At 39.5% G+C, this 24,700-nt stretch carries 19 protein-coding genes; 13 read left to right on the forward strand and 6 right to left on the reverse strand.

The window, feature by feature from the left end:
• Positions 1 to 16: 16 nt before the first annotated feature.
• Positions 17 to 430, reverse strand: coding sequence for an HYC_CC_PP family protein (locus tag SB49_RS09630; protein ID WP_062056039.1), 414 nt, complete (start codon positions 428 to 430; stop codon positions 17 to 19).
• Between the two features lie 145 nt (positions 431 to 575).
• Here SB49_RS09630 and SB49_RS09635 point away from each other — a divergent pair, with 145 nt between their 5' ends.
• The 6 genes from SB49_RS09635 (at position 576) to rodA (ending at position 8,288) form a co-directional block, all read left to right on the forward strand.
• Positions 576 to 1,028: a GAF domain-containing protein gene (locus SB49_RS09635; protein ID WP_062056041.1), complete on the forward strand. Its 453-nt coding sequence runs from the start codon at positions 576 to 578 to the stop codon at positions 1,026 to 1,028.
• Positions 1,029 to 1,123: 95 nt separating this feature from the next.
• Complete coding sequence (gene purH, locus SB49_RS09640) at positions 1,124 to 2,656, forward strand: bifunctional phosphoribosylaminoimidazolecarboxamide formyltransferase/IMP cyclohydrolase (RefSeq protein ID WP_062056043.1); 1,533 nt, start codon at positions 1,124 to 1,126, stop codon at positions 2,654 to 2,656.
• Positions 2,657 to 2,712: 56 nt separating this feature from the next.
• Positions 2,713 to 3,741: a rod shape-determining protein gene (locus SB49_RS09645; protein WP_062056045.1), complete on the forward strand. Its 1,029-nt coding sequence runs from the start codon at positions 2,713 to 2,715 to the stop codon at positions 3,739 to 3,741.
• Between the two features lie 92 nt (positions 3,742 to 3,833).
• The gene (mreC, locus tag SB49_RS09650; protein ID WP_062056047.1) at positions 3,834 to 4,652 is read left to right on the forward strand and encodes a rod shape-determining protein MreC; all 819 of its coding nucleotides are present in this window, start codon (positions 3,834 to 3,836) and stop codon (positions 4,650 to 4,652) included.
• A 494-nt stretch (positions 4,653 to 5,146) separates the two neighbouring features.
• Entirely contained in the window at positions 5,147 to 7,015 is a 1,869-nt protein-coding gene (gene mrdA / locus SB49_RS09660) for a penicillin-binding protein 2 (RefSeq protein WP_062056051.1), read from the forward strand.
• The gene (rodA, locus tag SB49_RS09665) at positions 7,005 to 8,288 is read left to right on the forward strand and encodes a rod shape-determining protein RodA (RefSeq protein ID WP_062056053.1); all 1,284 of its coding nucleotides are present in this window, start codon (positions 7,005 to 7,007) and stop codon (positions 8,286 to 8,288) included. The genes mrdA and rodA overlap by 11 nt, the downstream gene beginning before the upstream one ends.
• Here rodA and SB49_RS09670 read toward each other — a convergent pair.
• Both SB49_RS09670 and SB49_RS09675 read right to left on the reverse strand, forming a co-directional pair.
• Positions 8,285 to 9,085 carry a DNA/RNA non-specific endonuclease gene (locus tag SB49_RS09670; RefSeq protein WP_062056055.1) on the reverse strand — a complete coding sequence of 267 codons (801 nt, stop codon included), beginning with the start codon at positions 9,083 to 9,085 and terminating at the stop codon, positions 8,285 to 8,287. The two genes, rodA and SB49_RS09670, sit on opposite strands and share 4 nt — an antisense overlap.
• Before the next feature lie 92 nt (positions 9,086 to 9,177).
• A complete protein-coding gene (locus tag SB49_RS09675; RefSeq protein ID WP_062056057.1) occupies positions 9,178 to 11,307 on the reverse strand; it encodes a carboxy terminal-processing peptidase in 2,130 nt (709 codons plus the stop codon).
• A 213-nt stretch (positions 11,308 to 11,520) separates the two neighbouring features.
• Between SB49_RS09675 and surE the strand changes: the two genes are divergently transcribed.
• From surE to SB49_RS09700, 5 genes are read left to right on the forward strand one after another with little or no spacing between them, the layout of a single operon-like run.
• A complete protein-coding gene (gene surE, locus SB49_RS09680; protein WP_062056059.1) occupies positions 11,521 to 12,300 on the forward strand; it encodes a 5'/3'-nucleotidase SurE in 780 nt (259 codons plus the stop codon).
• A complete protein-coding gene (locus SB49_RS09685) occupies positions 12,293 to 12,574 on the forward strand; it encodes a hypothetical protein (protein ID WP_062056061.1) in 282 nt (93 codons plus the stop codon). Before surE ends, SB49_RS09685 begins: the two co-directional genes overlap by 8 nt.
• Before the next feature lie 22 nt (positions 12,575 to 12,596).
• Positions 12,597 to 13,709 carry a lipid-A-disaccharide synthase gene (lpxB, locus tag SB49_RS09690; RefSeq protein ID WP_062056063.1) on the forward strand — a complete coding sequence of 371 codons (1,113 nt, stop codon included), beginning with the start codon at positions 12,597 to 12,599 and terminating at the stop codon, positions 13,707 to 13,709.
• Positions 13,710 to 13,754: 45 nt separating this feature from the next.
• A complete protein-coding gene (locus SB49_RS09695) occupies positions 13,755 to 14,333 on the forward strand; it encodes a C40 family peptidase (protein WP_062056065.1) in 579 nt (192 codons plus the stop codon).
• On the forward strand, positions 14,323 to 16,344 hold the full coding sequence (locus tag SB49_RS09700) for a ComEC/Rec2 family competence protein (RefSeq protein ID WP_062056067.1): 2,022 nt from the start codon (positions 14,323 to 14,325) through the stop codon (positions 16,342 to 16,344). Before SB49_RS09695 ends, SB49_RS09700 begins: the two co-directional genes overlap by 11 nt.
• Positions 16,345 to 16,346: 2 nt before the next feature.
• On the opposite strand, the gene SB49_RS09705 is transcribed toward SB49_RS09700, so the two are convergent.
• The gene (locus SB49_RS09705; RefSeq protein ID WP_062056069.1) at positions 16,347 to 17,879 is read right to left on the reverse strand and encodes a peptide MFS transporter; all 1,533 of its coding nucleotides are present in this window, start codon (positions 17,877 to 17,879) and stop codon (positions 16,347 to 16,349) included.
• Between the two features lie 14 nt (positions 17,880 to 17,893).
• Complete coding sequence (locus tag SB49_RS09710; protein ID WP_062056071.1) at positions 17,894 to 20,059, reverse strand: S9 family peptidase; 2,166 nt, start codon at positions 20,057 to 20,059, stop codon at positions 17,894 to 17,896.
• 168 nt (positions 20,060 to 20,227) lie between these two features.
• Between SB49_RS09710 and SB49_RS09715 the strand changes: the two genes are divergently transcribed.
• Entirely contained in the window at positions 20,228 to 21,547 is a 1,320-nt protein-coding gene (locus tag SB49_RS09715; protein ID WP_442983538.1) for a hydroxymethylglutaryl-CoA reductase, degradative, read from the forward strand.
• On the forward strand, positions 21,544 to 22,476 hold the full coding sequence (locus tag SB49_RS09720) for a GYDIA family GHMP kinase (RefSeq protein WP_062056075.1): 933 nt from the start codon (positions 21,544 to 21,546) through the stop codon (positions 22,474 to 22,476). Before SB49_RS09715 ends, SB49_RS09720 begins: the two co-directional genes overlap by 4 nt.
• 56 nt (positions 22,477 to 22,532) lie before the next feature.
• Here the strand turns inward: SB49_RS09720 and SB49_RS09725 are convergent, their stop codons facing one another.
• Positions 22,533 to 24,653, reverse strand: coding sequence for a peptidylprolyl isomerase (locus SB49_RS09725; protein WP_062056077.1), 2,121 nt, complete (start codon positions 24,651 to 24,653; stop codon positions 22,533 to 22,535).
• Between the last annotated feature and the right edge of the window lie 47 nt (positions 24,654 to 24,700).

The raw sequence follows: 24,700 nt of genomic DNA on the forward strand, positions 1-24,700 counted from the left end.
TAATCATCTAAAAAAATTAAATTATAAAGACCTGATCAAGGAGCTGTACGTTCCTAACCAGCACGGGTGGTGCATATTTATCGAAATCTGCCAACTTAGGATCTGAACCAGCAAATAAGGTATAATCGGTTATTGATGGACTAAAAAGGTAGTACTGTACTATGGAGCATTCGACTTGTGACGTTGTTAAGTCGTCCTGACCAACAATTACGGCAAGTTCATAGGCACAACAAGAATTGGCACCCCATTCTGCGCTTTCAGAATTTTTTTTGGAGGACGGGTCCATACCACACCTTTCGGCATGTTCAAAAAAGGCAATATCAACCAAGGCTTTTCCGCAATAATGCATTCCAATAGTCCATGAGACCGTGGAGACCAAGAGAAGCAAAGCCATTGCAATAGAAAAAACTTTTTGAAATATTGATTTCATGGGATCAAAAATATAAAATAAACCTCCGTTCACAATATAGTTGGCATAAGTATTAACTTAAATTTACGTATCACTGGCATGTAATTTTCATAGAAAAATGCGACCTAGAAATTCTAATTGAATATTTTTGCAAAAAATCACCCTAATGTTAGCTACTTTAAGACCACACATTTCATCTATACTAGACAATAACACTACAGATGTAGACGCCAAACTGCAACAAATCTGTGACCTTTTAAAAGAAGAAGTAACCCACTATGACTGGGTAGGATTTTATTTTAAAAATGGTGATAAGAATGAGTTAAAATTGGGCCCTTATGCCGGTACCCCTACTGACCATACCATTATCCCTTTCGGTAAAGGTATTTGTGGACAAGTGGCCGTTTCCAATCAAAATTTTGTGGTCCCGGATGTAAAGGCCCAGGACAACTATATTGCCTGCAGCATTACGGTAAAGTCTGAAATAGTGGTTCCCTTGTTCGTAAATGGGGAAAATGTGGGACAAATAGACATAGATTCCAACACTCCCGATCCATTTACCCCTGAGGACGAGCGGTTTTTGGAATTTGTAAATGAGGAAGTGGCCAAAATTCTTTAAAACTTTGGTTGTTTTGTTGATAACCTGCCTCCTTTTTTAAAGGTAAAGACCTACTTTTGTGTCCTTATTAATTTCTTTAGATAAGCACACAAAAAATGAGCACCACAAAAAAAGCAACATCGGCCCTAATTTCTGTATTTCATAAAAATGGTCTAGCGCCATTAGTACAAAAATTCAATGAACTTGGAATCACTATTTACTCTACCGGAGGAACAGAAAAGTTCATCAAAGAATTAGGAATAGATGTGGTTCCCGTGGAGGATGTGACCAGTTATCCTTCCATATTGGGCGGTAGGGTTAAGACCTTGCACCCAAAAGTTTTTGGAGGGATATTAAACAGACAGGATCATACTGGTGACCAGGAACAACTAAAGGAATTTGATATTCCACAATTGGACATTGTCATTGTTGACCTATATCCTTTTGAAAAGACAGTTGCCAGTGGAGCATCGGAACAAGATATAATAGAAAAAATTGATATAGGGGGCATTTCTTTGATAAGGGCGGCTGCCAAAAACTTTAAGGATGTACTTTGTGTGTCCTCTATGGATGATTACAGTGAGGTCTTGGATTTGATCACAGAGGGCAAGGGAAGTACTACTTTGGAGGATCGCAAGAGATTTGCGGCCAAATCCTTTAACGTTTCCTCCCACTATGATACCGCCATCTTCAACTATTTTAATAAAAACCACGAAGAAGCAGTATTAAAAATTAGCGAGCCTAATGGACAGGTCCTGCGTTATGGAGAAAACCCACATCAGAAAGGGTTCTTCTTTGGAGATTTTGACGCCATGTTCAATAAGGTGCACGGCAAGGAACTTTCCTACAATAACCTTTTAGACGTAGATGCTGCGGTTAATCTAATGAACGAGTTCAAAAATGACGCCCCAACCTTTGCCATCCTAAAACATAACAATGCCTGTGGCCTTGCCATGAGGGACACCCTTCACCAAGCGTATGTGGATGCCCTGGCCGGGGATCCTGTTTCGGCCTTTGGCGGGGTATTGATCAGCAATAAGGAAATAGACAAAGCCACAGCAGAAGAAATACATCAGTTGTTCTGTGAAGTTGTAATTGCACCTTCCTATGCCTCTGATGCCCTTGAAATATTGAAAGGAAAAAAGAACAGGATCATTTTGATCCAAAACGATGTTGAACTACCTGAAACTATGGTACGCACCTGTTTAAATGGTGTTCTAGTGCAAGGAAGGGACAATATTACGGATGCGATTGAAGGTTTAACTTACGCCACTGACAATAAACCATCTGAAGGCGAGCTTGAAGATTTGATCTTTGCCTCAAAAATATGCAAGCACACCAAATCCAATACCATTGTCTTGGCAAAAGGGAAACAATTGTTCGCAAGTGGTACAGGACAGACCTCAAGGGTGGATGCTTTAAACCAAGCGATCCACAAAGCCCAGTCTTTCAATTTTGACCTTCAAGGTGCGGTTATGGCAAGTGATGCATTCTTCCCATTCCCCGATTGTGTTGAGATTGCTGGCAATAGTGGCATAAAAAGTGTGATTCAACCAGGAGGTTCCATCAAGGATCAATTGAGCATAGATTATTGTAATGAAAATGGAATTGCCATGGTAATGACAGGCACTCGCCATTTTAAACATTAATTTTGTTACTTTCACCGATAAAACTTACTTTTAATCCGACAACCAAATTTGTATAAATGGGATTTTTTGATTTCTTGACCGAGGAGATAGCCATAGATTTAGGAACGGCGAACACCCTTATTATTCATAACGACAAAGTAGTCGTTGATAGTCCATCTATAGTAGCTAGAGATAGGATTACTGGTAAAATAATTGCAGTTGGGAAAGAAGCCAATATGATGCAAGGAAAGACCCATGAGAACATCAAAACCATACGCCCCTTGAAAGATGGGGTAATTGCAGATTTTGACGCTTCGGAAAAGATGATCAATATGTTCATCAAGAATATCCCTGCTTTAAAGAAAAAATGGTTTCCACCAGCGTTGCGTATGGTCATTTGTATTCCCTCAGGAATTACTGAGGTGGAGATGCGAGCTGTTAAGGAATCTGCTGAACGGGTAAATGGTAAGGAAGTTTATCTTATCCATGAACCTATGGCGGCAGCTATCGGTATCGGATTAGATATCATGCAGCCCAAGGGTAACATGATTGTGGATATAGGAGGTGGTACTACGGAAATTGCCGTTATCGCCCTGGGTGGTATTGTTTGTGACAAATCCGTAAAAATTGCGGGTGACGTATTCACCAATGATATCATTTATTACATGCGTACCCAGCACAACCTATATGTAGGGGAAAGCACCGCGGAAAATATAAAAATAACCATTGGATCCGCTACGGAAGACCTTCAGACCCCTCCAGAGGACATGTCGGTGCAAGGAAGAGATTTATTGACAGGAAAACCAAAGCAGGTACAAGTCTCGTATAGAGAGATAGCGAAAGCATTGGACAAGTCCATTTTAAGAGTAGAGGACGCTGTTATGGAGACCCTATCACAAACGCCACCAGAATTGGCCGCGGATATCTATAACACAGGGATATACTTGGCCGGTGGAGGTTCTATGTTAAGAGGATTGGACAAAAGATTGTCACAAAAAACAGATCTACCGGTTTACATTGCTGAAGATCCATTGAGGGCAGTAGTACGCGGAACTGGAATTGCCTTGAAAAACTTGGAACGATACAAAAGTATCTTGATCAAATAAAAAAGGCATACAGCGTAGGAAGGTCATTTTTTTCATTGGGCACAACCTATATGGATGGTCATTTATATAACCCCCCAAAATAGCTAAAGTGAATGCAACAGATTATTCGATTTATAATAAGATATAAAATCTCCTTGCTTTATGTCTTGTTGTTAACAGTTGCCTTTACTCTGACCGTTCAATCACATTCCTATCATAAGTCAAGGTTTTTCAATTCTGCCAATAGTTTTACTGGAGGCATATATCAGACAACAAACAACTTCACCTCTTATTTTGGGCTAGGGACAGAAAACCAAAAACTATTGGAAGAGAATAAAAGGCTAAAGAGCATACTTTTTAACCTAAAAGTTCCTGAAACCATAGAGTTGGATACAAGTAAGACCACCTATGTGGTTACCTCAGCCAGGGTGATCAAAAACAGTTTTGCAAACCCCAGGAACTATATCACCATCAATAAGGGAAAGGCAGACGGACTGAAACAAGATATGGGGGTCATTACCTCAAATGGTATTTTGGGAATCATAGAAAGCACCTCGGAGCATTTTGCAATTGTTCAGAGTATCTTGAACACCAAATCGAATATCAACGCAAAAATCAAAAATACGGATCGTTTTGGCTCCCTGGTTTGGAACACAAAAAAGTTTAATGTCGTACAACTAGTGGACATTCCAAGATTAGTACCATTAAAGATTGGGGATACCATAGTTACTGGTGCAAGTTCCAGTATATTTCCAGAAAATATTCCCATAGGGACGATTAAATCTTTTGACCTAACGACCTCAAAAAGTTATTATAGTATAGATGTCGACTTGTTCAATGATATGACCAACATTAAAAACGTGTATATCATCAACAACATAGATAGACCTGAATTATTACAATTGGAATCTGAAATAGAAAATGGGCAGTAAATACTATTTTATAAATATCGTTCGCTTTGTGCTGCTTGTATTATTTCAGGTACTCGTATTCAATCACCTTAATTTCTTTGGATATATAAACCCAATGGTTTATATTCTCTTTATATACTGGTATCCTATCAAAGAAAACAGATCCCTATTTCTTTTGATAAGTTTCTTATTGGGGCTTGCCGTTGATTTATTTTCAGATACCATGGCAATACATACTGCGGCAACAATAACCATAGCCTATCTAAGACCAAGTATTATGAGATTTTGCTTTGGGGTAAACTATGAATTTCAGAGTTTTAAGCTGTCTAACAGTACTAAAGCACAACAAATTACATTTATTGCGTTATTAATATTAATACATCATATTACATACTTTACATTAGAAATTTTCAGTTTCTCCAATTTACTGATAATTTTGAAAAAAATAGCATCAACAAGCGCAGTGACCTTGTTGGTCTGTTTATTGATAAGTTCACTAGTTAGCACCAAAAAGAATGAATAAGTTTCTTCTTTCCGCCTTCATTATCATCATAGGAATCACCTTTATAGGTAGGCTTTCCTACTTACAGGTATTTAATAATGTTGGGGAAAAAGTATCTGAGGATGTAGCGGTTAAAGCCATTTATGATTACCCAGAGAGGGGCTATATCTATGATAGAAACGGGGAGCTTCTTGTAGCCAATCAGCCGGCATATGATGTCATGGTCATTCCCAAGGATGTAAAACCCCTGGACACGTTGGAATTCTGCATCCTTTTAGGTCTGGAAAAAGAGCAATTCATTAAAAATTTAAATAAAGCCAAAATATACTCCCCTAGACTTCCCTCCGTTCTAGTGCATCAATTATCCAAGGAGGATTATGCCCGTCTCCAAGAAAAAATGAGGAAATACGATGGTTTTTATATTCAAAAGAGATCATTGCGATATTATGCCACCAATAGTGGCGCCAACGTATTGGGATATATCAGCGAGGTTAATGAAAGAGACCTGGCGAACAACCCTTATTACAAACAAGGGGAGTTACTTGGAAAAACGGGAATAGAAAAGGAATATGAAAACATCTTAAGAGGTAAGAAAGGTGTGAAATACATTCAAAAAGACCGTTTTAACAGGGATATTGGCCCCTATAAAAATGGGGCGTTGGACACCTTACCTGAACAGGGAAAGGAAATACATGTCACCTTAGACAAGAAACTACAGGAATACGGCGAGCTTTTAATGCAAGGAAAGCATGGTGGTATAGTAGCCATTGAACCTAATTCAGGAGAGATTTTGGCACTCATCTCCGGCCCTACCTATGACCCAGCTTTATTGGTAGGAAGAGAGCGATCTAAAAATTACACGAAACTGTATTACGATTCCATTTCCAAACCAACCTATGATAGAAGCCTTTTGGCTGAAACGTCACCAGGTTCTCCATTTAAAATCCTGAACGCCCTTGTTGCCCTGCAGGAAGGAGCTATCACCCCGGACACCAAAATTATGTGCTATCACGGTTTTTATGTAGGTAGTACAAAAAGAGGATGTCACTGTGGAGGAGGCATGAGAGATATGACCTCTGGCATATACAATTCCTGTAATGCTTATTTTGCGGGCACATTTAGGAAAATTTACGAACAATTTCCAACCACGGATGCAGGTATGGATGTTTGGGAAAAACACATGAAGAGTTTTGGATTGGGTGATTTTCTCGGATATGATCTTCCAACGGGCAAAAGAGGTAGAATTCCCAGCAAAGAGTACTATGATAAGTGGTATGGAGATAATCGGTGGTCTTCTTCTTATATAATTTCCAATTCCATTGGACAGGGTGAAGTTTCTGCAACCCCAATTCAATTGGCCAATATGACGGCCGCAATTGCGAATAAGGGCTTTTACTATACTCCCCACGTGCTTAAGAAAATTGACCATGAAGATATTAGTATCCCAGAATTTATAAAAGCAAAGCACACTACAATAGACAAAAAATACTTTGATCCGGTTATTAACGGAATGGCCATGGTTTACAAGCAGGGGACAGCGAGCAGGTTACAAATACCTGATATCGAAATTGCAGGTAAAACTGGAACTGTAGAGAATTTCACTAGAATCGACGGTGTAAAAACCCAACTTACGGACCATTCTGTCTTTATCGCGTTTGCCCCAGTGGAAAACCCAAAAATTGCCATAGCCGTATATATTGAACACGGATATTTTGGCTCTAGATATGCCGGACATATTGCTTCCCTTTTAATTGAAAAATACCTCAAGGGTGAAATTACAAGAACAGATTTAGAAAAGAGAATGTTAGAGAAAAATTTGGAAGCAGAATATGCCAAACCGCATAGCGGCCAACCCTTTATAATCAACGAGCGTGTCTGGTAAAAGCATCTTAAAACGTATAGACTGGTTAACCGTTTTAATTTACTTCTTGTTGGTGGGCATTGGGTGGATCAACATCTACTCCAGCACCTACTCAGAGGAAGACAAGGCTTTATTGGATTTTGGAACCTTATACGGAAAACAGCTATTTTTTATCTTGATAAGCATGTTTTCCATAATTGTAATACTTGGAATTGAGGCCGATTTTTATGAACGTTTTTCCAGTATTATTTACATTCTTTCCCTAGTACTTTTAGCTGGACTATTTCTTTTCGGGAAGACCATCGCAGGAGCCACTTCTTGGTATGATCTAGGTTTCTTTAATCTACAGCCCTCGGAATTGGCCAAAGTGGCCACAGCCTTGGCACTAGCTAAATATTTATGCGACATCCAGACCGATATTAAACGGGGAAAAGATCAATTATATGCCCTTTTGATCATTTTGATACCCGCGGCACTTGTTATACCGCAACCAGACCCTGGAAGTGCCTTGGTATTCTTCGCCTTAATTTTTGTACTATTCCGTGAGGGACTGCCTCTCTATTATTTAAGCATCCTCTTATTGGTTATCTTGGTCTTTATTTCCACCTTAATGTTCGGAACCATTTGGGTAGGTATCATATTGGGCATATTTATAGCCTTATTCTTTTTGTTGAAAAGGAAAACCTTTAGAATACCTGTAGCACCTATACTTATATTTTTTGTTGTTGCCATCGTATTTTCACTCTCTGTAAATTTCGTTTTCAATAACGTTTTCGAACAACGTCATAGGGACCGTTTTAGTCTTTGGCTGCGTCTGGAAAAAGATCCCGCCAAACTAGAAGAAATAAAAAAGACAATTGGATACAACACCTATCAATCGGAGAAAGCGATTGAATCTGGAGGCTTCTTTGGAAAGGGTTTTATGGAAGGCACCAGAACCAAAGGTGATTTTGTTCCAGAGCAACATACAGATTATATATTTAGCACCGTTGGGGAGGAATGGGGCTTTTTGGGAACCTCTGTGGTGGTCATCCTATTCACTGTGCTTTTTCTGCGGCTGGTATACCTCTCAGAACGGCAAAAGAGCAGTTTTAGCCGCATGTATGGCTATGGCATCATCTCTATACTCCTAATACATTATTTCATCAATATAGGCATGGTTATTGGCGTTTTACCAACTATAGGTATTCCTTTGCCATTTTTCAGCTATGGAGGATCTGGACTTTTATTTTTTACGGCCCTATTATTTATCTTTTTAAAACTCGATTCGAACAGGTTGAACGAGTGGAATTAAAATTTCCACCCTTTAATATGTACCTCTTTCTCCAAACGTTCTTCCCTATCATTGGGGAGCTTTTCAAAAAAATCAATTCCCGTTAGCGTTTCCAAACTATCCACGGGCACCAAAAACTTTTCCAAAGGAAGGGCACTATCTTTATGTGGCATAAGAAATCCCAAAACCTCTAGATTGTCTATATTACCTTTAGCAATAATTTTATAGAATAACTTGGGAACCGCAACATCCTCCTCCCCTATTTCCTGTAGTCCTTCTTCCAATACCCCTCCTGTTACTACAAACACACTATCATAAGTTTTGGTCCAATACCTCACTTTTTGTTCCAATCTATTCCAAATCCCGCCATTGAAAGCGTTCTCCTGTGGACTTATATTACTGGTATAAAAGGTTTGATTATAGGCCGCTTCTGAAAATCGCATATCTCCTGCAGGGCATAAATGACCTCTATCGTAGCCCGATCCCCTATAATTTTTCCAATCCGCAGATTTAGTGCGCACCCTTGGATCCTCTATAAAATAAGGTCGTTTCCTATCATCATAGGTAATGTATTCTTTCTTCAGCTCATAGGCCACCCACTCCGCCTGCTCAAATGGCTCGCTATAAGACAGGGAATAGTAATTATGGTCTATGATGACACCTGTGGTGGAAGTTGGAAAAAGCAATTTTACATTTTTACCCATGTTTCCACTATCATAATCGTCCTCGTATGTTTTTGTCTCATAAAAATTATCAAAAAGCCAAAAAGCTACAATAAAAAGTAAGGTCAAAAGAGTATAAATATTTCGTTTTTTCATAATGGGCCTTTAATTAGAAAAGTCACGGTCCTGGCACAAAAATAAAAAGCCCGGGATAAACCGGGCCTTACTACTATTAAATTTAAATGTGATTATCCTTTTACACTTGCCAATTTGGTTTCTTTAATATTGTTCGATTTTAAATCTTGCAATACATTTATGGCTTCCTCAACGTAGACATCTTTGGCCAAATCCTGGTGCCAGCGATCTCTTTTCTCTCTCAATACCTCATCTTGTGTAAACAGCTCCTTTTCATACTTAAGGGATTCAAAGGACAAATGCGAATCATATTCCTGAATCGTCTTAAAATATTGGGATTTCTTCTTCATCCTTTCCTCTTCGCTTTTATAGCTGCTATAGTTCAAGGATATTACATTTTCATCTTGTTGTTGTTTTAACCATTTGGCATTTTCCTCGATCAACTTAATCTGAGAATTAAGGGCCATTCTAGAAGCACTGTTGGCAATGGTCTGCTCATAATCTATATAGCCTTCCCAAGGCTTGTAATCAGCCGCTGAAATCTTGTCCCATGGCAATGGGTTTTGCTGATCTCTTTCTCCTAGATCAATATAGCTATATCTGTCCGGAACAACCACGTCACTCTTTACTCCTTCCAACTGGGTGGATCCTCCGTTTATTCTATAAAATTTCTGAGTAGTCAATTTAATAGCTCCAAGATCTCCATGCTCATTGCTTCTTACAATGTTGTCCAAAGGAATAACGTTTTGTACTGTTCCCTTTCCAAAAGTCTGTTTGCTACCAATAACAATAGCTCTTTTGTAGTCTTGCATCGCTGCAGCCAAAATTTCAGAAGCTGATGCCGATAACTCGTTTACCAAGATCACCAAGGGTCCGTCCCATTGGATTCTTTCATCCTTATCGTCATATACTTCTTTGCGCTGCCCTGAAGATCTAACCTGTACAATGGGTCCGTCCTTGATAAATAATCCGGCCATCTCCACAACAGTTTTTAAAGAACCTCCACCATTGTCCCTAAGGTCCAATATCAATCCTTCTGCACCTTCTTCCTTTAAGCGTTCTACCTCTTTGGCAACATCGGTTGCGGCATTTCTATTATTATAGTCTTCAAAATCAACATAAAACTTTGGCAGATTGATCAATCCAAATTTTTGCTCTCCTTTTTTGACCGTAGCGGATTTGGCATAAGATTCCTCGAGCTCCACAACATCTCTTGTCAAAGAAATAATTTCTATAGAACCGTCAACCTTCTTAACAGTAAGATTTACTACGGTCCCTTTAGGACCTTTGATGAATTTTATGGCATCGTCGAGTCTCATCCCAACAATATCCACTGGTGGCTCACCTTCCTGGCCAACCTTTAATATTTCGTCCCCTACTTCCAGACGTTTGTCTCTCCAAACAGGACCTCCGGATATAATTTCCACAATGGTGGTCTCATCCTTACGCTTTTGCAAACGCGCACCTATTCCTTCAAACTTTCCTGACATGCTCACATCGAACTTCTCTTTATCTTCCGGTGCAAAATAATAGGTATGTGGATCAAACTCGTCCACTATGGTATTGATGTATTGAACAAACCAGTCCTTACGCTCCAATTCATCTACAAAGTCATAGAATTCATCCAAGGTATTTTCGGTAGAAGCCCTAGCTTCCGATTCGATCTCTTTTACTGATTTCGCCTTGTAACTAGCATCTTTGGTCTTCTTTTGCTCTTCATCTGTCAATTTAGAGTCATAGGTACCCAGAGTAGCATATTTCAATTGCTTTCTCCATCGTTCCTTCAATTCTGCCTTTGAACTTGCAAAAGGTTGATTGTCATAATCAATATTGATTTTTTCATCGGAATTATAATCAAAGGACTCAGAAAGGACATCCTTGTAGATGCCTTTGGCTTCTTGCATACGTTGTATCAACCTTTCATGTACCAAATTAAAAAAGCTGATATCGGTATTTTTAATTTGATCATCAATTTGAAACTTATACTTTTCGAACTCATTGATATCCTTTTCCAAGAAATATCTCTTTGTTGGATCTATCACATTGATAAAATCCTCAAAGACTTCGACCGAAAAATCATCGTTGATATCCTTGGGTTGATAATGTCCCTTTTCCAAAACATAAGTAATGAGATCCAATAATAACTTGTCCTTATCACTGGTCTCAAAAGATTTATTTGTAAAACTGCAGGAGGCTACAGCAATCAGCATCACCAACAATGCAAAAGCCAATTTCTTTTTCATATTCTTTTTCTTTTTTTGATGTATTATTCCATATCGGATTGCAAAATAATTCAGGACTAGCCCACTATAAATGCACTACCTGACATTATCTGGAATCCTCTAAGATACTGAAAAAACCATGCCACATTGTTCTGTATCCATTAAATTTTTGTTAAACGACATCAAAGGCTTTTCCTAATGAAAAACGTATTTTTACACCATAAATTATAATCTATGGAAAAACCTTTGATTCTTGTCACTAATGATGACGGTATAACAGCACCGGGATTAAGAGCCTTGGTAAGGTATATGAAAGAGATTGGAGATGTGGTCGTTGTGGCTCCGGACAGCCCTCAATCGGGAATGGGACATGCAATAACACTGGACAATACGTTATACTCAAAAAAGGTCACCATAGATACAGAAAATGGAGGCACGGAAGAATATAGTTGCAGTGGCACTCCAGCGGATTGTGTGAAATTAGCGCTACAGGAACTGTTGGATAGAAAGCCCGATATTTGTGTTAGTGGCATCAATCACGGATCCAATTCATCCATCAATGTTATTTATTCCGGTACGATGAGCGCAGCTATTGAAGCCGGGATAGAAGGAATACCCGCCATAGGATTTTCATTGTGCGACTTTTCTTGGGATGCCAACTTTGAAAAGGCCGGGGATGCCATAAAGAGAATAGTCAGGGAAGCGCTGGAAAAAGGAATGCCTCAAGGGGTAGTTTTAAATGTAAATATCCCCAAGTTGGAAGGCAAGGCATACAGGGGTATCAAAATTTCTAGACAGGCCCGGGCCAATTGGAAGGAAAAATTTGACAAGAGGATCAGCCCCATGGGCAAAGAATACTATTGGCTTACCGGGGAATTTGAATTGCTGGACAAAGGGGAGGACACCGATGAGTGGGCCTTGGCCAATGACTATATTTCCCTCGTACCCACACAATTTGATCTCACGGCACACCATGCCATACAAAACATTAACAATTGGAACTTAAATGAATAAAAAAGAAATCATCATCGGATTTTTGGTAGGTATAATTGCCAATACCATCGGTACTTTGGCCTATATCGTTCTGTTTTCTGATTTGAATATCTCGGAGACCTTTGCAGCTGCCATAGAACAAGAGCATATTGGTAGTTTATTGGCCCTTGGTGCCATCTTGAACCTTATTGCCTTTTTTGGCTTTCTGAAATTAAATAGAGACCACAGGGCAAGAGGGGTGCTAATAGCAACCCTTTTGACTGCTTTTGTTATCCTTTACTATAAAATGTTTTAATACAAAAAATCAGAACCTTAAGATGAAATACTACATCATTGCCGGTGAAGCTTCTGGAGACCTACACGGCTCCAATCTTATCAAGGCCCTTAAAAAAAAGGATCCCGACGCAGCCATTCGTTGTTGGGGTGGTGATCTAATGCAAAATGCGGGCGGAGTCCTTGTAAAACACTACAAGGCAATGGCTTTTATGGGGTTCCTAGAAGTGCTGGGCAATATCAATACCATTTTCAAGAACATAAAGTTTTGTAAGGAAGATATCTTACAGTTTAAGCCCGATCAACTTATTTTTATAGACTATTCAGGATTTAATCTTAGGATTGCCAAATGGGCCAAAGAAAATAACATTAAAACAAATTACTATATAGCACCTCAGATATGGGCCTCCAGGGAGGGAAGAATTGAAAAAATTAAAAGGGATATAGATGCCATGTACGTTATCTTACCATTTGAAAAGGAGTTCTACGAAAAAAAACACAACCTTCCTGTAAATTTTGTGGGCCATCCCCTGATCGATGCAATTGGGGAAAGAAAAAAACCCGATGAAGATAATTTTAGGAAAGTCAATCAACTTGATCCCGCCAAACCCATCATAGCCTTATTGCCAGGAAGTAGAAAACAAGAGGTTCAGAAAATGCTATCTATAATGCTATCTGTTGCCAAGTCCTTTCCGGAGTATCAATTTGTTATCGCTGGTGCCCCAAGTTTGGAAATGGAATTTTATGACCCTTTCCTAAAAGACCCACAAGTGGGATTTGTGAACAATAGAACCTATGACCTGTTGAGCCTGTCCCATGCTGCCCTAGTGACCAGTGGCACTGCAACTTTGGAAACGGCCTTGTTCAAAGTTCCCCAGGTGGTTTGCTACAAAGCAAATTGGATCTCCTATCAAATTGCCAAGAGAATCATCACTTTGGACTACATTTCCCTGGTGAATTTAATCATGAAGAAGGAAGTGGTGAAAGAATTGATACAGGACGACCTGAATACTAAGAATTTGACATCGGAATTATTAAAAATATTGGACAGTAAGCAGCGAAAAATGATCTTTGAAGCTTACGAGGATCTAGAAAATAAATTGGGCGGAATAGGAGCAAGCGAGAATACCGCTACGCTTATTGTAGAAAATGCTTAAATTTGATAGGAAACCGGCAGAAAGTTAAAACCAATACCCAACAGAATGATTCGTAAAGTCGCTTCTATAGCTTTCCTTTTTTTAATTGCCAGTTGTGGCTCATCCAAATCAACAACTGTAACCCAAGTTGACCGAAAGATCAATGTTCCAAGAAATTCTGTCAATGTACCCAATAATAGGGACGAAATTTCAATAGGCAACAGCACTGAAATGGCCGATGCCAGATCAGAGGCTTCCTTTAATTTTGCAGATAGGATAATAAACACAGCCTTGGAATATTCTGGAGTTCGTTATAAATATGGAGGCACTTCTAAAGACGGACTAGACTGCTCTGGCTTAATGATGATCTCTTTTGGGGAGCACAACTACAACTTGCCAAGATCGTCCTCTCAGATGGCGGAGGAAGGCAAAAAGGTGAAGTTGAACGAAGTTGCAAAAGGAGACTTGTTATTTTTCTGCACGGGTAGGCGAAATAGAAAAATAAACCATGTGGGTTTGGTAGTCACTACAGAAGGGGATGAAATTAAATTTATTCATTCTTCCACCTCTCGGGGTGTTATTGTTTCTTCCTTAAGGGAGGGCTATTGGAACAGCGCTTTTGTAAAAGCAACCCGTGTTCTTTAGGCAAAACTCGGTAAAACTTTCTCTGTTCCTGATTATCGGGATACTTCTAGGGTACTTTTTGGATACCACTCCGGCCATTCCATTTAGGTGCGCCATTTTTTCCATTATTCTTCTTGGCATAATTTTTTATAGGACCGGTAAATCCCATTCTTTCTCATTTGGGATCCTAGTTGCATGCACTACCCTTAGCATAGGATTTCTGGCCGTAACCCTTGCCCAGCACAAAAATCATGCAGACCATTATTCCAAAAATAAAAGTTCCGGCCCTCACTTATACCATCTACAAATAAAAGAAGTACTAAAATCAAACACCTTCTCCGATAACTATATCGCTTCGGTACTGGAAGTTGACCAAAAGAAAAGCGGCGGAAGGATCCTTTTATCCTCAAAAACAGATTCATTAGGAAAAAAATTAATACCAGATCAACAAATAGTTTTTTATGGATCGTATGCTCAAATAAGCAAGCCCCTAAACCCGCATCAGTTCAGCTACAAGCAATATCTAAATACCTTGGGGGTCTACCACCGCATACAATTGGAGCCCCATCTTTATGAGATAGGAGACAATTCGATTTCCACTTCTTATGGCTGGGCATTCAAGATTCGGGAAAATATCATTGGACAATTGAAAAAGGCAAAAATAGGCCAAGAGGAATTAAGTATAATCCAGGCCCTTTTGTTGGGGCAACGTACCGATATTTCAAAGGACACCTATGCCAATTATGTCAACGCAGGCGCTATTCACATCTTGGCTGTATCCGGACTGCATATCGGAATACTATTACTCATCCTTCAATATGTTTTGGCACCCTTAAGGCGATTAAAGCATGGCCAAACCATACAATTGGCAATAATCATTGTCCTTCTTTGGAGCTATGCCTTTCTTGCCGGATTATCTGCTTCTATTGTCAGGGCGGTAAGCATGTTTTCTTTTTTGGCGTATGCGATGTTCCTGAACAGACCCACCAACACCTTTAACATCTTGGCATTATCTTTATTTTTTATCCTCCTGATAGAGCCCATGTTTCTCTTTCAGGTGGGATTTCAAATGAGCTACACAGCCGTTTTTGCCATTCTTTGGATCTATCCGATGTTACAGAATTTATGGTCGCCCAACAATCTACTCCTTAAAAAAACCTGGCAATTGACCAGTGTAAGCATTGCAGCCCAAATAGGCGTTCTTCCCATTGCCCTATTTTATTTTCATCAGTTTCCAGGGCTGTTCTTTATTTCAAACTTGGCCATAATCCCTTTTCTGGGAATCATCCTAGGGCTTGGAATTTTAGTTATTATTTTTGCCGTGACCGATAACCTGCCTTCTTCTATTGCCGCTATCTATAATGAAATGATTTCCGGCATGAACTTAATTGTCGGATGGGTAGGGAAGCAGGAAAGCTTTATTTTTAGAAACATTTCTTTTGATCAGGCCCAAGTATTATTGGGTTATGCCCTCTTGGCAAGTGTATTGGTCTTTTTTTCAAAACGCTCCCCTAAAAGATTATTCATCAGCCTGGCACTTGTGATGTGTTTTCAATTGTATCTACTCTATGCCAACTATGCTGGGCAGAGAAAGGAAGAAATCATAGTACTGCACCAAGCAAAAAATACGGTTCTTTTTCATCGCCTAGGGAACAAATTGTCTATTAGCTCCACGAATAATACCCAAGTAGCAACATTACAAGAAGATTATAGTACTGCAGAACGCATTGAAAATGTGAACCTTGTTCCTTTACAAAATGCATATAACATACAAGGTCAGCATTTATATATTTTGGATAGTTTGGCAATATATCCCCCTAATGGATACCAAACAGATTTAATTTTGATAACACAATCCCCTAAGCTAAATCTAACTCGATTTATAGATTCCTTAAAGCCAAAACAAATTATTGCAGACGGTAGTAATTACAGAAGTGATGTTTTGCGTTGGCAGCGGACCTGCGAACAAAAAAAAGTCCCTTTTCACTATACTGGTGAAAAGGGAGCTTTCTATTTTAATGTAAAGTACTAATGCTAATGCACGTTGCCCATTAATTTTTTGATCAAAGGAGAGGCTATAAGAATTAATATTCCAGCACCTATCGCATATTCCGCAATAAGTTGGAAACCGTCCGTATAGACTGCAAGGGTTTCAAACCCACCTACATTTTTGTCAGTACTCTCTATCGCTAATTTTTTACCAATAAAGCCGACCACTTGAAAAGCAAAGGCAGAAGATAAAAACCAAACCCCCATCATAAATGCCACTATCCTTTTTGGGGAGAGATCGGTGATTTTGGATAGACCAACAGGGGACATAAATAGTTCCCCGACAGATATTAAAAAGTACATCAACAACAAATAAGCAAATGGCACCAAGCCATTGGCATTGGCACTAGCGCCACTTATTGCCAAAATATAAAAACTGACCCCTGCAAACAAAAGTCCCAGACCAAATTTATAGGGTGTCCTTGGATTCAGGTTTCTTTTATTAAGAAAAGTCCACATCAGAGAAATAGGAATAGCCAAGATGATTATGAACATTGAATTTAAAGAATTGGTCTGGGCTGCCGACATAAAGTCCAACTCCACATTTCTTGCAGCGAACAAGGTGATCACACTTCCAGATAGCTCATGAAAACCCCAGAAAATGGTCATAAAAAAGGTGATAAGAACAGCTACGAACAGCTTTTTTCGTTCGTCCAAAGTGGCTTGGTACATGATATAGCCCAAGTAAGCCAAAATAGTCACTCCAATACCCTTAAAAATTACATTGACTATATTCTGATCATCAAAAAAGGTGCCTTCAGCTCCCAAAGATTTATAAGCAGACAAAAGATAGGCGATCAATGGTGCAGAAAGAACTGCCAAAACAGGAACGAGAATCCCTTGTTTTATACCCAATACCTTCTTTTGCATCACCTCTTGGTTGGGGGGCATACCCTTATCCCCAAAAACATTCTTACGTATACCGCTCCAAAAAAAGATCAGTCCGGTCAGCATCCCTATTCCTGCCAAGCCAAAACCATAGTGCCAGCCATAGCTGTACGCCAACCAACCACACAATAATGGGGCTACCCATCCTCCGATATTGATTCCCATATAAAATATGGTGAAACCAGAATCCTTTCGCACATCCCCTTCTTCATACAAGGCCCCTACGAACGTTGATATGTTTGGTTTAAAAAACCCATTTCCCACAATGATTAGGGAAAGCGCCAAGTAAAAAGCAATATCGTTTTCAATCGCCAATACGAAATGACCTACGGACATTAAAATCCCTCCCAGGAAAATAGAGTTCCGCATCCCTAAAATTTGGTCGGAAATACGCCCGCCGATTACTGTTGAGGCATACACTAGAGATCCGTAAGAAGCATAAACGGCCGCCGTAGCAAAATCCCGTTCGGCCAAGGCCTCAAAAATAACCTCTACCATGTAGAGTGTCAATAGGGCACGCATACCATAGAAGCTAAAACGCTCCCATAGTTCAGCGAAGAAGAGGTAAAACAATCCTTTGGGATGTCCAAAAAGTTCTTGCTGTTCGCTTGGTTTGATGGTATTTGACATATAAGTTGTTTTGGTTAAAGGTTCTCTTTAATAAAGTTGGTCATTTTGGTAAACAGGTGCAGTCTGGTGTTGCCCCCGTATATTCCGTGATTTTTATCGGGATAAATGGCCCAATCAAACTGTTTGTTAGCTTGTACCAAGGCTTCAATCATGCGCATGGAATTTTGTACATGAACGTTATCATCGCCAGATCCATGTACCAACAAATATTTACCCTTCAGCAATTCCGGGTAATTAAATGGGGAATTATCATCATACCCACTTGGGTTTTCCGCTGGGGTCTTCATAAATCGCTCCGTGTAAATAGTATCGTAGAAACTCCAAGAAGTTACTGGAGCAACGGCAATTGCCATTTCAAACACATCATTTCCTTTAAGCAAGCAATTAGTGGACATGAAGCCACCATAGCTCCATCCCCATATTCCAGTACGATTTTCATCAATATAAGGAAGATCACTCAAGGAAGTAGCAGCGGTAATTTGGTCTTCAACCTCGTATTTTCCTAATTCCAATTGGGTAACCTTCTTAAAATCCCTTCCTTTCAATCCTGTACCCCTACCGTCTACACAAGCAATGATATATCCCTCGGCAGCCAACATCTGGTACCAATAATCATTTGAGGACATCCATCTATTGGCGACGGACTGTGAGCCTGGGCCACTGTATTGGAACATCAATAAAGGATACTGCTTTGTAGCATCGAAATCTTGTGGTTTGATCATCCACATATTGAGGTCGTTGCCGTTGATCGCAATTGTAGAAAATTCTTTAGGACTTATGGCATACGCCTCCAATTTCTCAAGAAGGGCCTGGTTATCCTTGATTTTCTTTAATTCCTTTCCAGTTTGGGCCTTATGCAAGGTATACACCGGTGGCGTAGTAGCACTGGAAAATGTATTTATGAAATAGGTGAAATCGGCACTAAAAGAGGCATAATTCTGTCCTGTTTTCTCGGTCAGCCTTTTTTTGTTTTTCCCATTGCGGCCAATACTGTAGACATCCCTATTGATAGATCCGTTTTCTGTAGACTGGTAATAGATCTTATCCGTTTTCTTGTCGTAACCATAATAACTGGTTACTTCCCAAGAACCTTTGGTGACCTGATTCTTTAACTTTCCTTTGGAATCATATAGGTACAAATGATTGTAGCCATCCTTTTCGCTACTCCAGATAAAACTATCATCAGCCAAGAAAGTTAGGTTGTCCGTAATATCTACATAGGCCTTGTCATTCTCTTCCAAAAGAAGTGATACCTGATTATTAATTGCATTTACAGATATCAATTTTAAAAGATCCTGATGGCGGTTCAATATTTGGACACTGAGATTATTGGCATTGTTCATCCATTTGATCCGTGGAATGTAATAGGCATCTCCCAGGTCTACCATAGAGACCTTGCCATTTGCAACATCGTATAGGTGCAAAGAAACAACAGCGTTGTTCTCCCCCGCCTTTGGGTATTTAAACTCATGTCTACTTGGATATAATTCAGACCCGTACAGGTCCATTGAAAATTCGGGTACTTCTGATTCATCAAAGCGAATGAACGCAATTTTGGTTCCAACGGAATTCCATTCAAAGGCGCGAACAAATCCAAATTCTTCTTCATATACCCAGTCGGTCACCCCATTGATGATCTTGTTTTTAACACCGTCCATTGTGACTTGGACGGTAGTTTTATCTACTACATTGAAAACAAATAAATTATTGTCTTGCACATAGGCAACCTTAGACCCATCTGGAGATAATGTTGGCTCCTGGATTTTTTTGTCAGCTATTTTGATGACGGATTTGGAAGCAACGTCGTACAAATAAAAAACACCTAATGTAGAACGTCTAAAAATTGGCTCAATTTCAGTTGCCAATAATATTTTACTTTCATCCTGACTAAATTCGTAGGAAGTAAAATATGGAATTTCTTTACTGTCAGCAGAAGAAACTATAGTCTCCAACTTTTCCAGGGTGGAATAGGCAAATTTGTCGATCATGGAAGATTTCGTATCCCGATAGCTGTTCAGAACGGTATATTCTGTTCCGCTGTTCATAGACCTCAGTACGTCCATGCCCTCAGTCCTGAATTCACCATTCCAAATTTCCTCCAAAGGAATTTGCTTGTCCTGGGCTGTAACGGCAACTATAAAACCTAAAATAAATAAGAGTGAGAAGTGTAGTTTTTTCATTAATTTTCAAAAATTGTTTAAAACGTCCAAGTTTACTAATAATTTCACAAAAAAATAAACTTTGTTCTTAAATAATCACAACTTTAGGATATGTGGGCACTTAGGTATCAGGACCTTCAAATTATTGTGTTTATCACTATCTTTGGCGTACAGATTAAATAAATGAAGATGACCCCTATAGAAGGATTCTCAAAGCTTACCAAAGAAGAAAAAATAGAATGGATTTCTACCAAATACACAGATAACTCCAAGGAAACCACGGCGACAATTAAACGGTATTGGAATGAAGACAAAGAACTCCAAAAGCTACATGATGAGTTCATAGAAAACACCATCACCAACTTTTACCTACCCCTGGGCATTGCACCCAACTTTTTAATAAATGACAAACTGTTCGCCATACCCCTGGCCATTGAGGAGAGCTCTGTGGTGGCTGCCGCAAGTAAGGCTGCTAAATTTTGGCTCCATCGCGGTGGATTTAAAACCGAGGTATTGGGTACAGAAAAAATTGGACAAGTACATTTTATGTACAAAGGGGACAGCCAACAATTAGAGACATTCTTTAACGGCATAAAATCCAAACTATTGGAGGAAACGATTCCAATAACTAAAAATATGACCAAAAGGGGTGGCGGCATCACCAACATCCTTTTACGGAATAAGAGCAACGAACTTAAGAACTATTACCAACTCCATTGCACCTTTGAAACATTGGATGCCATGGGTGCCAATTTCATCAATTCCTGTTTGGAACAATTAGCACTCACACTTAAACAAGAAGCGTTGAAATATTCGGGGTTCACCGAGGAAGAGAAGGATATTGAAATTGTAATGAGCATCCTTTCCAATTATGTTCCCAATTGTTTGGTAAGAGCAGAGGTCAGCTGCCCAGTTAAAGACCTGAAAGAGGGAAATGAAGTTTCAGCCTTGGAGTTTGCAGAAAAAATGGTGCGTGCCGTAGACATAGCGAAAGTAGAGCCATTTAGAGCGGTTACCCATAACAAGGGCATCATGAACGGGATCGATGCAGTTGTGCTGGCAACCGGAAACGACTTCAGGGCAGTGGAAGCTGGAATCCATGCCTACGCATCCAAAAATGGACGGTACACTAGTTTGACCCATGCCTCTATAGAAGATGACATCTTTAGATTCTGGATAGAAGTACCTTTGGCCTTGGGAACCGTAGGCGGATTGACAAGTTTACATCCTTTGGCAAAAATGGCCTTGGATATATTGGATAGGCCCTCAGCAAAGGAATTAATGCAGTTGGTGGCAGTTGCTGGTTTGGCACAGAATTTTGCAGCAGTAAGATCCTTGGTCACCACAGGTATACAACAAGGGCATATGAAAATGCATTTGATGAATATCCTGAACCAGATGCAGGCAACTGAAGAAGAAAAAAACACCTTGGTACACCACTTTAAAAAGAATACGGTTACTCACAATGCTGTGGTAGAAGCAATGCAGGTATTACGAAAAGGGCAATGAAAAAACACTATTATAGCAACGGCAAACTTTTGGTAACAGGTGAATACGCTGTACTGGATGGCGCCCTCAGTCTGGCCTTGCCTACAAAGTATGGACAATCTCTAAATATTTCCCCAAAAGAAGGGGAATACATTGTTTGGAAGAGTTACACCCACACAAAAGAAATATGGTTCGAAACCATTTTTGAACTAGCTGATATTATTCATTACGTACCTGTATCAAGGACCTCCTCAACTATAGCAAAAGCTTCGGTTAGGGAGACCCTACTGCGCATCTTGAATGCTGCCTATCAATTAAATTCCAATTTCCTTAATAACACCAAAGGACTTCTGGTGGAGACACATTTAAATTTTCCAAGGGATTGGGGATTGGGATCTTCCTCTACCCTTATCAACAACATAGCCCAGTGGGCTCAAGTGGATGCCTTTAAATTGCTTTGGGACTCATTTGCTGGCAGTGGGTATGATATTGCATGCGCACAACACAAAACACCCATCCTATACCATTTAAAAAAGGATATACCAGTAGTAGAGGCAGTACGCTTTGATCCTCCTTTTAAAAACCAACTATATTTTATACATCTTAATCAGAAACAAAACAGCCGGGATGGCATTGCCCAATATCGAGAAAAGGAGTTTAATCTTCCCCATTTGATCTCCACAGTCAATGAAATCACCAAGAATCTTCTAAAGTGTCAGGATTTAAAGGAATTCAATTCTCTGATTGACAAACACGAGCGATTAATAGCAGATAATTTGCAAATGGAAACCGTTAAAGCGAAGCAGTTTCCCGATTTTCCCGGAAGTATTAAAAGTTTAGGAGCCTGGGGAGGTGATTTTATTTTGGCCACAGGCACAAAAGAAACCCTAAACTACTTCAACAAAAAGGGTTTCAAAACTGTTATTCCCTATTCTGAAATGATTCTATAACATAAAAAAGCCTCCCAATGGGAGGCTTTTTTATGAATTAACTTCTAACTACTCTATTAGTAGAAGATAGATCTTTTATCTTCAATCTCTGCTGCCTCTTTTAAAGCTGCAAAAACTGCCGAACTTACCTTAGATTCATTAGCAGCCTTAACGTTATTGGCATATGTACTATAATTGTCCAATTTAGGAGCTTCTTCCTTATTTATAACCTTTACCATAAACACACCGGTTTCACCCTTGATCAATCCAGAAGTATTCCCCTTGTCAATCGCAAATGCCCTTCCTACAACCAATGGTTCCCTTCCAGCACCTGGAATGGTTGGTGCCTGCATGGTTAATGCGGATGCCGTTGCCACGCTTACGTTGTTGTCCGTGGCCAAAGCGTCCATAGATTTTCCTTTGTTGGCCTCTATTATACGTTCAGCTTTTTTGTCCTTTCTAATTTTAGGAAGCACAATCACTGATGCATCTTCAGGAGACATAACACCTTCTTTATAAGTTGCTGTCAATTGAACCACTGCATAGCCATTATTGATATTAAAACGCTTGATATCACCCACCTTGGTATCCTCGTTAAAAGCCCACTGAACCACAGGTCTTTGAGCAGATAGCCCAGGAAGGTTCTCATCCATAGCCTTTATTTTGTTTACAGGTCTTACCACATAATCTTTGGATTTTGCCAATGCAGCAAAATTCTCTTTAGAATCTGCAGTTTCCATCTCAAATTTAGTGGCATCGGTAAACAATTTATTTGTTGTTTCCTCTGAAGGCTCTATTTCCCTTGCTAAAGTAGCAATTCGATAAATATCTTGTTTATCATCTACCTTTACAATGTGAAATCCAAATTCTGTTTCCACAAGTCCAATATAACCTACCGGGTTATTGAAAGCAACATCATTGAACTTTTCGGTCATCACACCTTCTTGGAAATACCCAAGGTCTCCTCCTCGTGGAGCAGAAGGTCCGTCTGATTTATCCCTAGCCAATTCCGCAAAAACAACTCCAGTCTTCTTAGCTTCTGCCAAAAGTTCTTTAGCCTCTTTTTCAGCCTCTTCCTTAGTTCTTTGAACCTCCGGATTAGCTCTTTCAGCACCTGCAAAAGAAATTAGGATGTGGCTCGCTTTCACAGAACCATTCGGCTTTTTGTCGACCATTTTAGAAAACTTGAAGAAATTTCCATCTCTGTATGGACCATAAATTCCACCAATAGGCAAATTGATCAAAGAATCTGCAAATTTTGCTGGTAGATCATTCTTAGCCTTGTAGATGGTATCATACTTCAAATCTGAATTCCTATCCAAGAAAGCTGCCAAATCAGTGCTCTTTCTAAAACCAACTAGAGTATCGTTGGCATCTTTAGATGCATTATACTCAACAGTGTCGTCCAATAATTTAACTATTTCTTCCTTGACGGCATTTTCATCTTCCAAAGATGCTTTCTCTTCAAAATAAACAAAACGAATGTCCCTAGCCTCATCTTGTTTAAAATCTTTCTTATGGGCAGAAATATAATTTTCAATCTCTTTTTTACTTACCTGAATGGCACTATCTGAAATTGAAGTATAAGGTACGCGTACGTAACTTAGATCTACCTTATCGTTTGCCAACTTGTATTCGAACTCTCCCTCTTTTAGCGTTGCTCCAACACCTGCTCTTATAAGGTTGAAATAGGTCTGCTCTTTGGCCATTTGTATAATGGCTTTTTCTTCCTGCAACCAGATCTCATACTGAGCTGGATTATTCGTTTTAAGGTCTGCAATAAACCCACGGAATTTATTGGCGTCGAATACCCCATCTTCATTTAAGAACTGAGGACTTTGGCTATACGCAGGATTACTGCTGATATAATTTACGATCTGATCTTGTTCAATATCGATGCCAAGCTCTTCAAATTGCTGACCCAATACCATATTGCGAACTTCTTGTTCCCAAACAGTATTCACCATTTGCATGGAAGATGCCTGTGGACCAAATCTTCTTGAGGCCGCTTCTACTTTTTGCCTAAACTCATCTATAGAGATTTCTTCGCCATTTATTTCTGCCACAGAAGAACCAACCTTCCCGCCAGAAAAGCCATCACTGCTGAATACACCTGAAATCACAAATGCAAACAAAGCCAACCCTATGATCAAAATCAATACGGTGGTTCGTTTTCTAATCTTCTCTAATACTGCCATTATGTAAACTATTTTAAATCAGTTGGCGAAATTACCATTTTCTTTCT

This window comes from Sediminicola sp. YIK13 (genome assembly GCF_001430825.1).
Classification (GTDB): Bacteria; Bacteroidota; Bacteroidia; order Flavobacteriales; family Flavobacteriaceae; genus Sediminicola.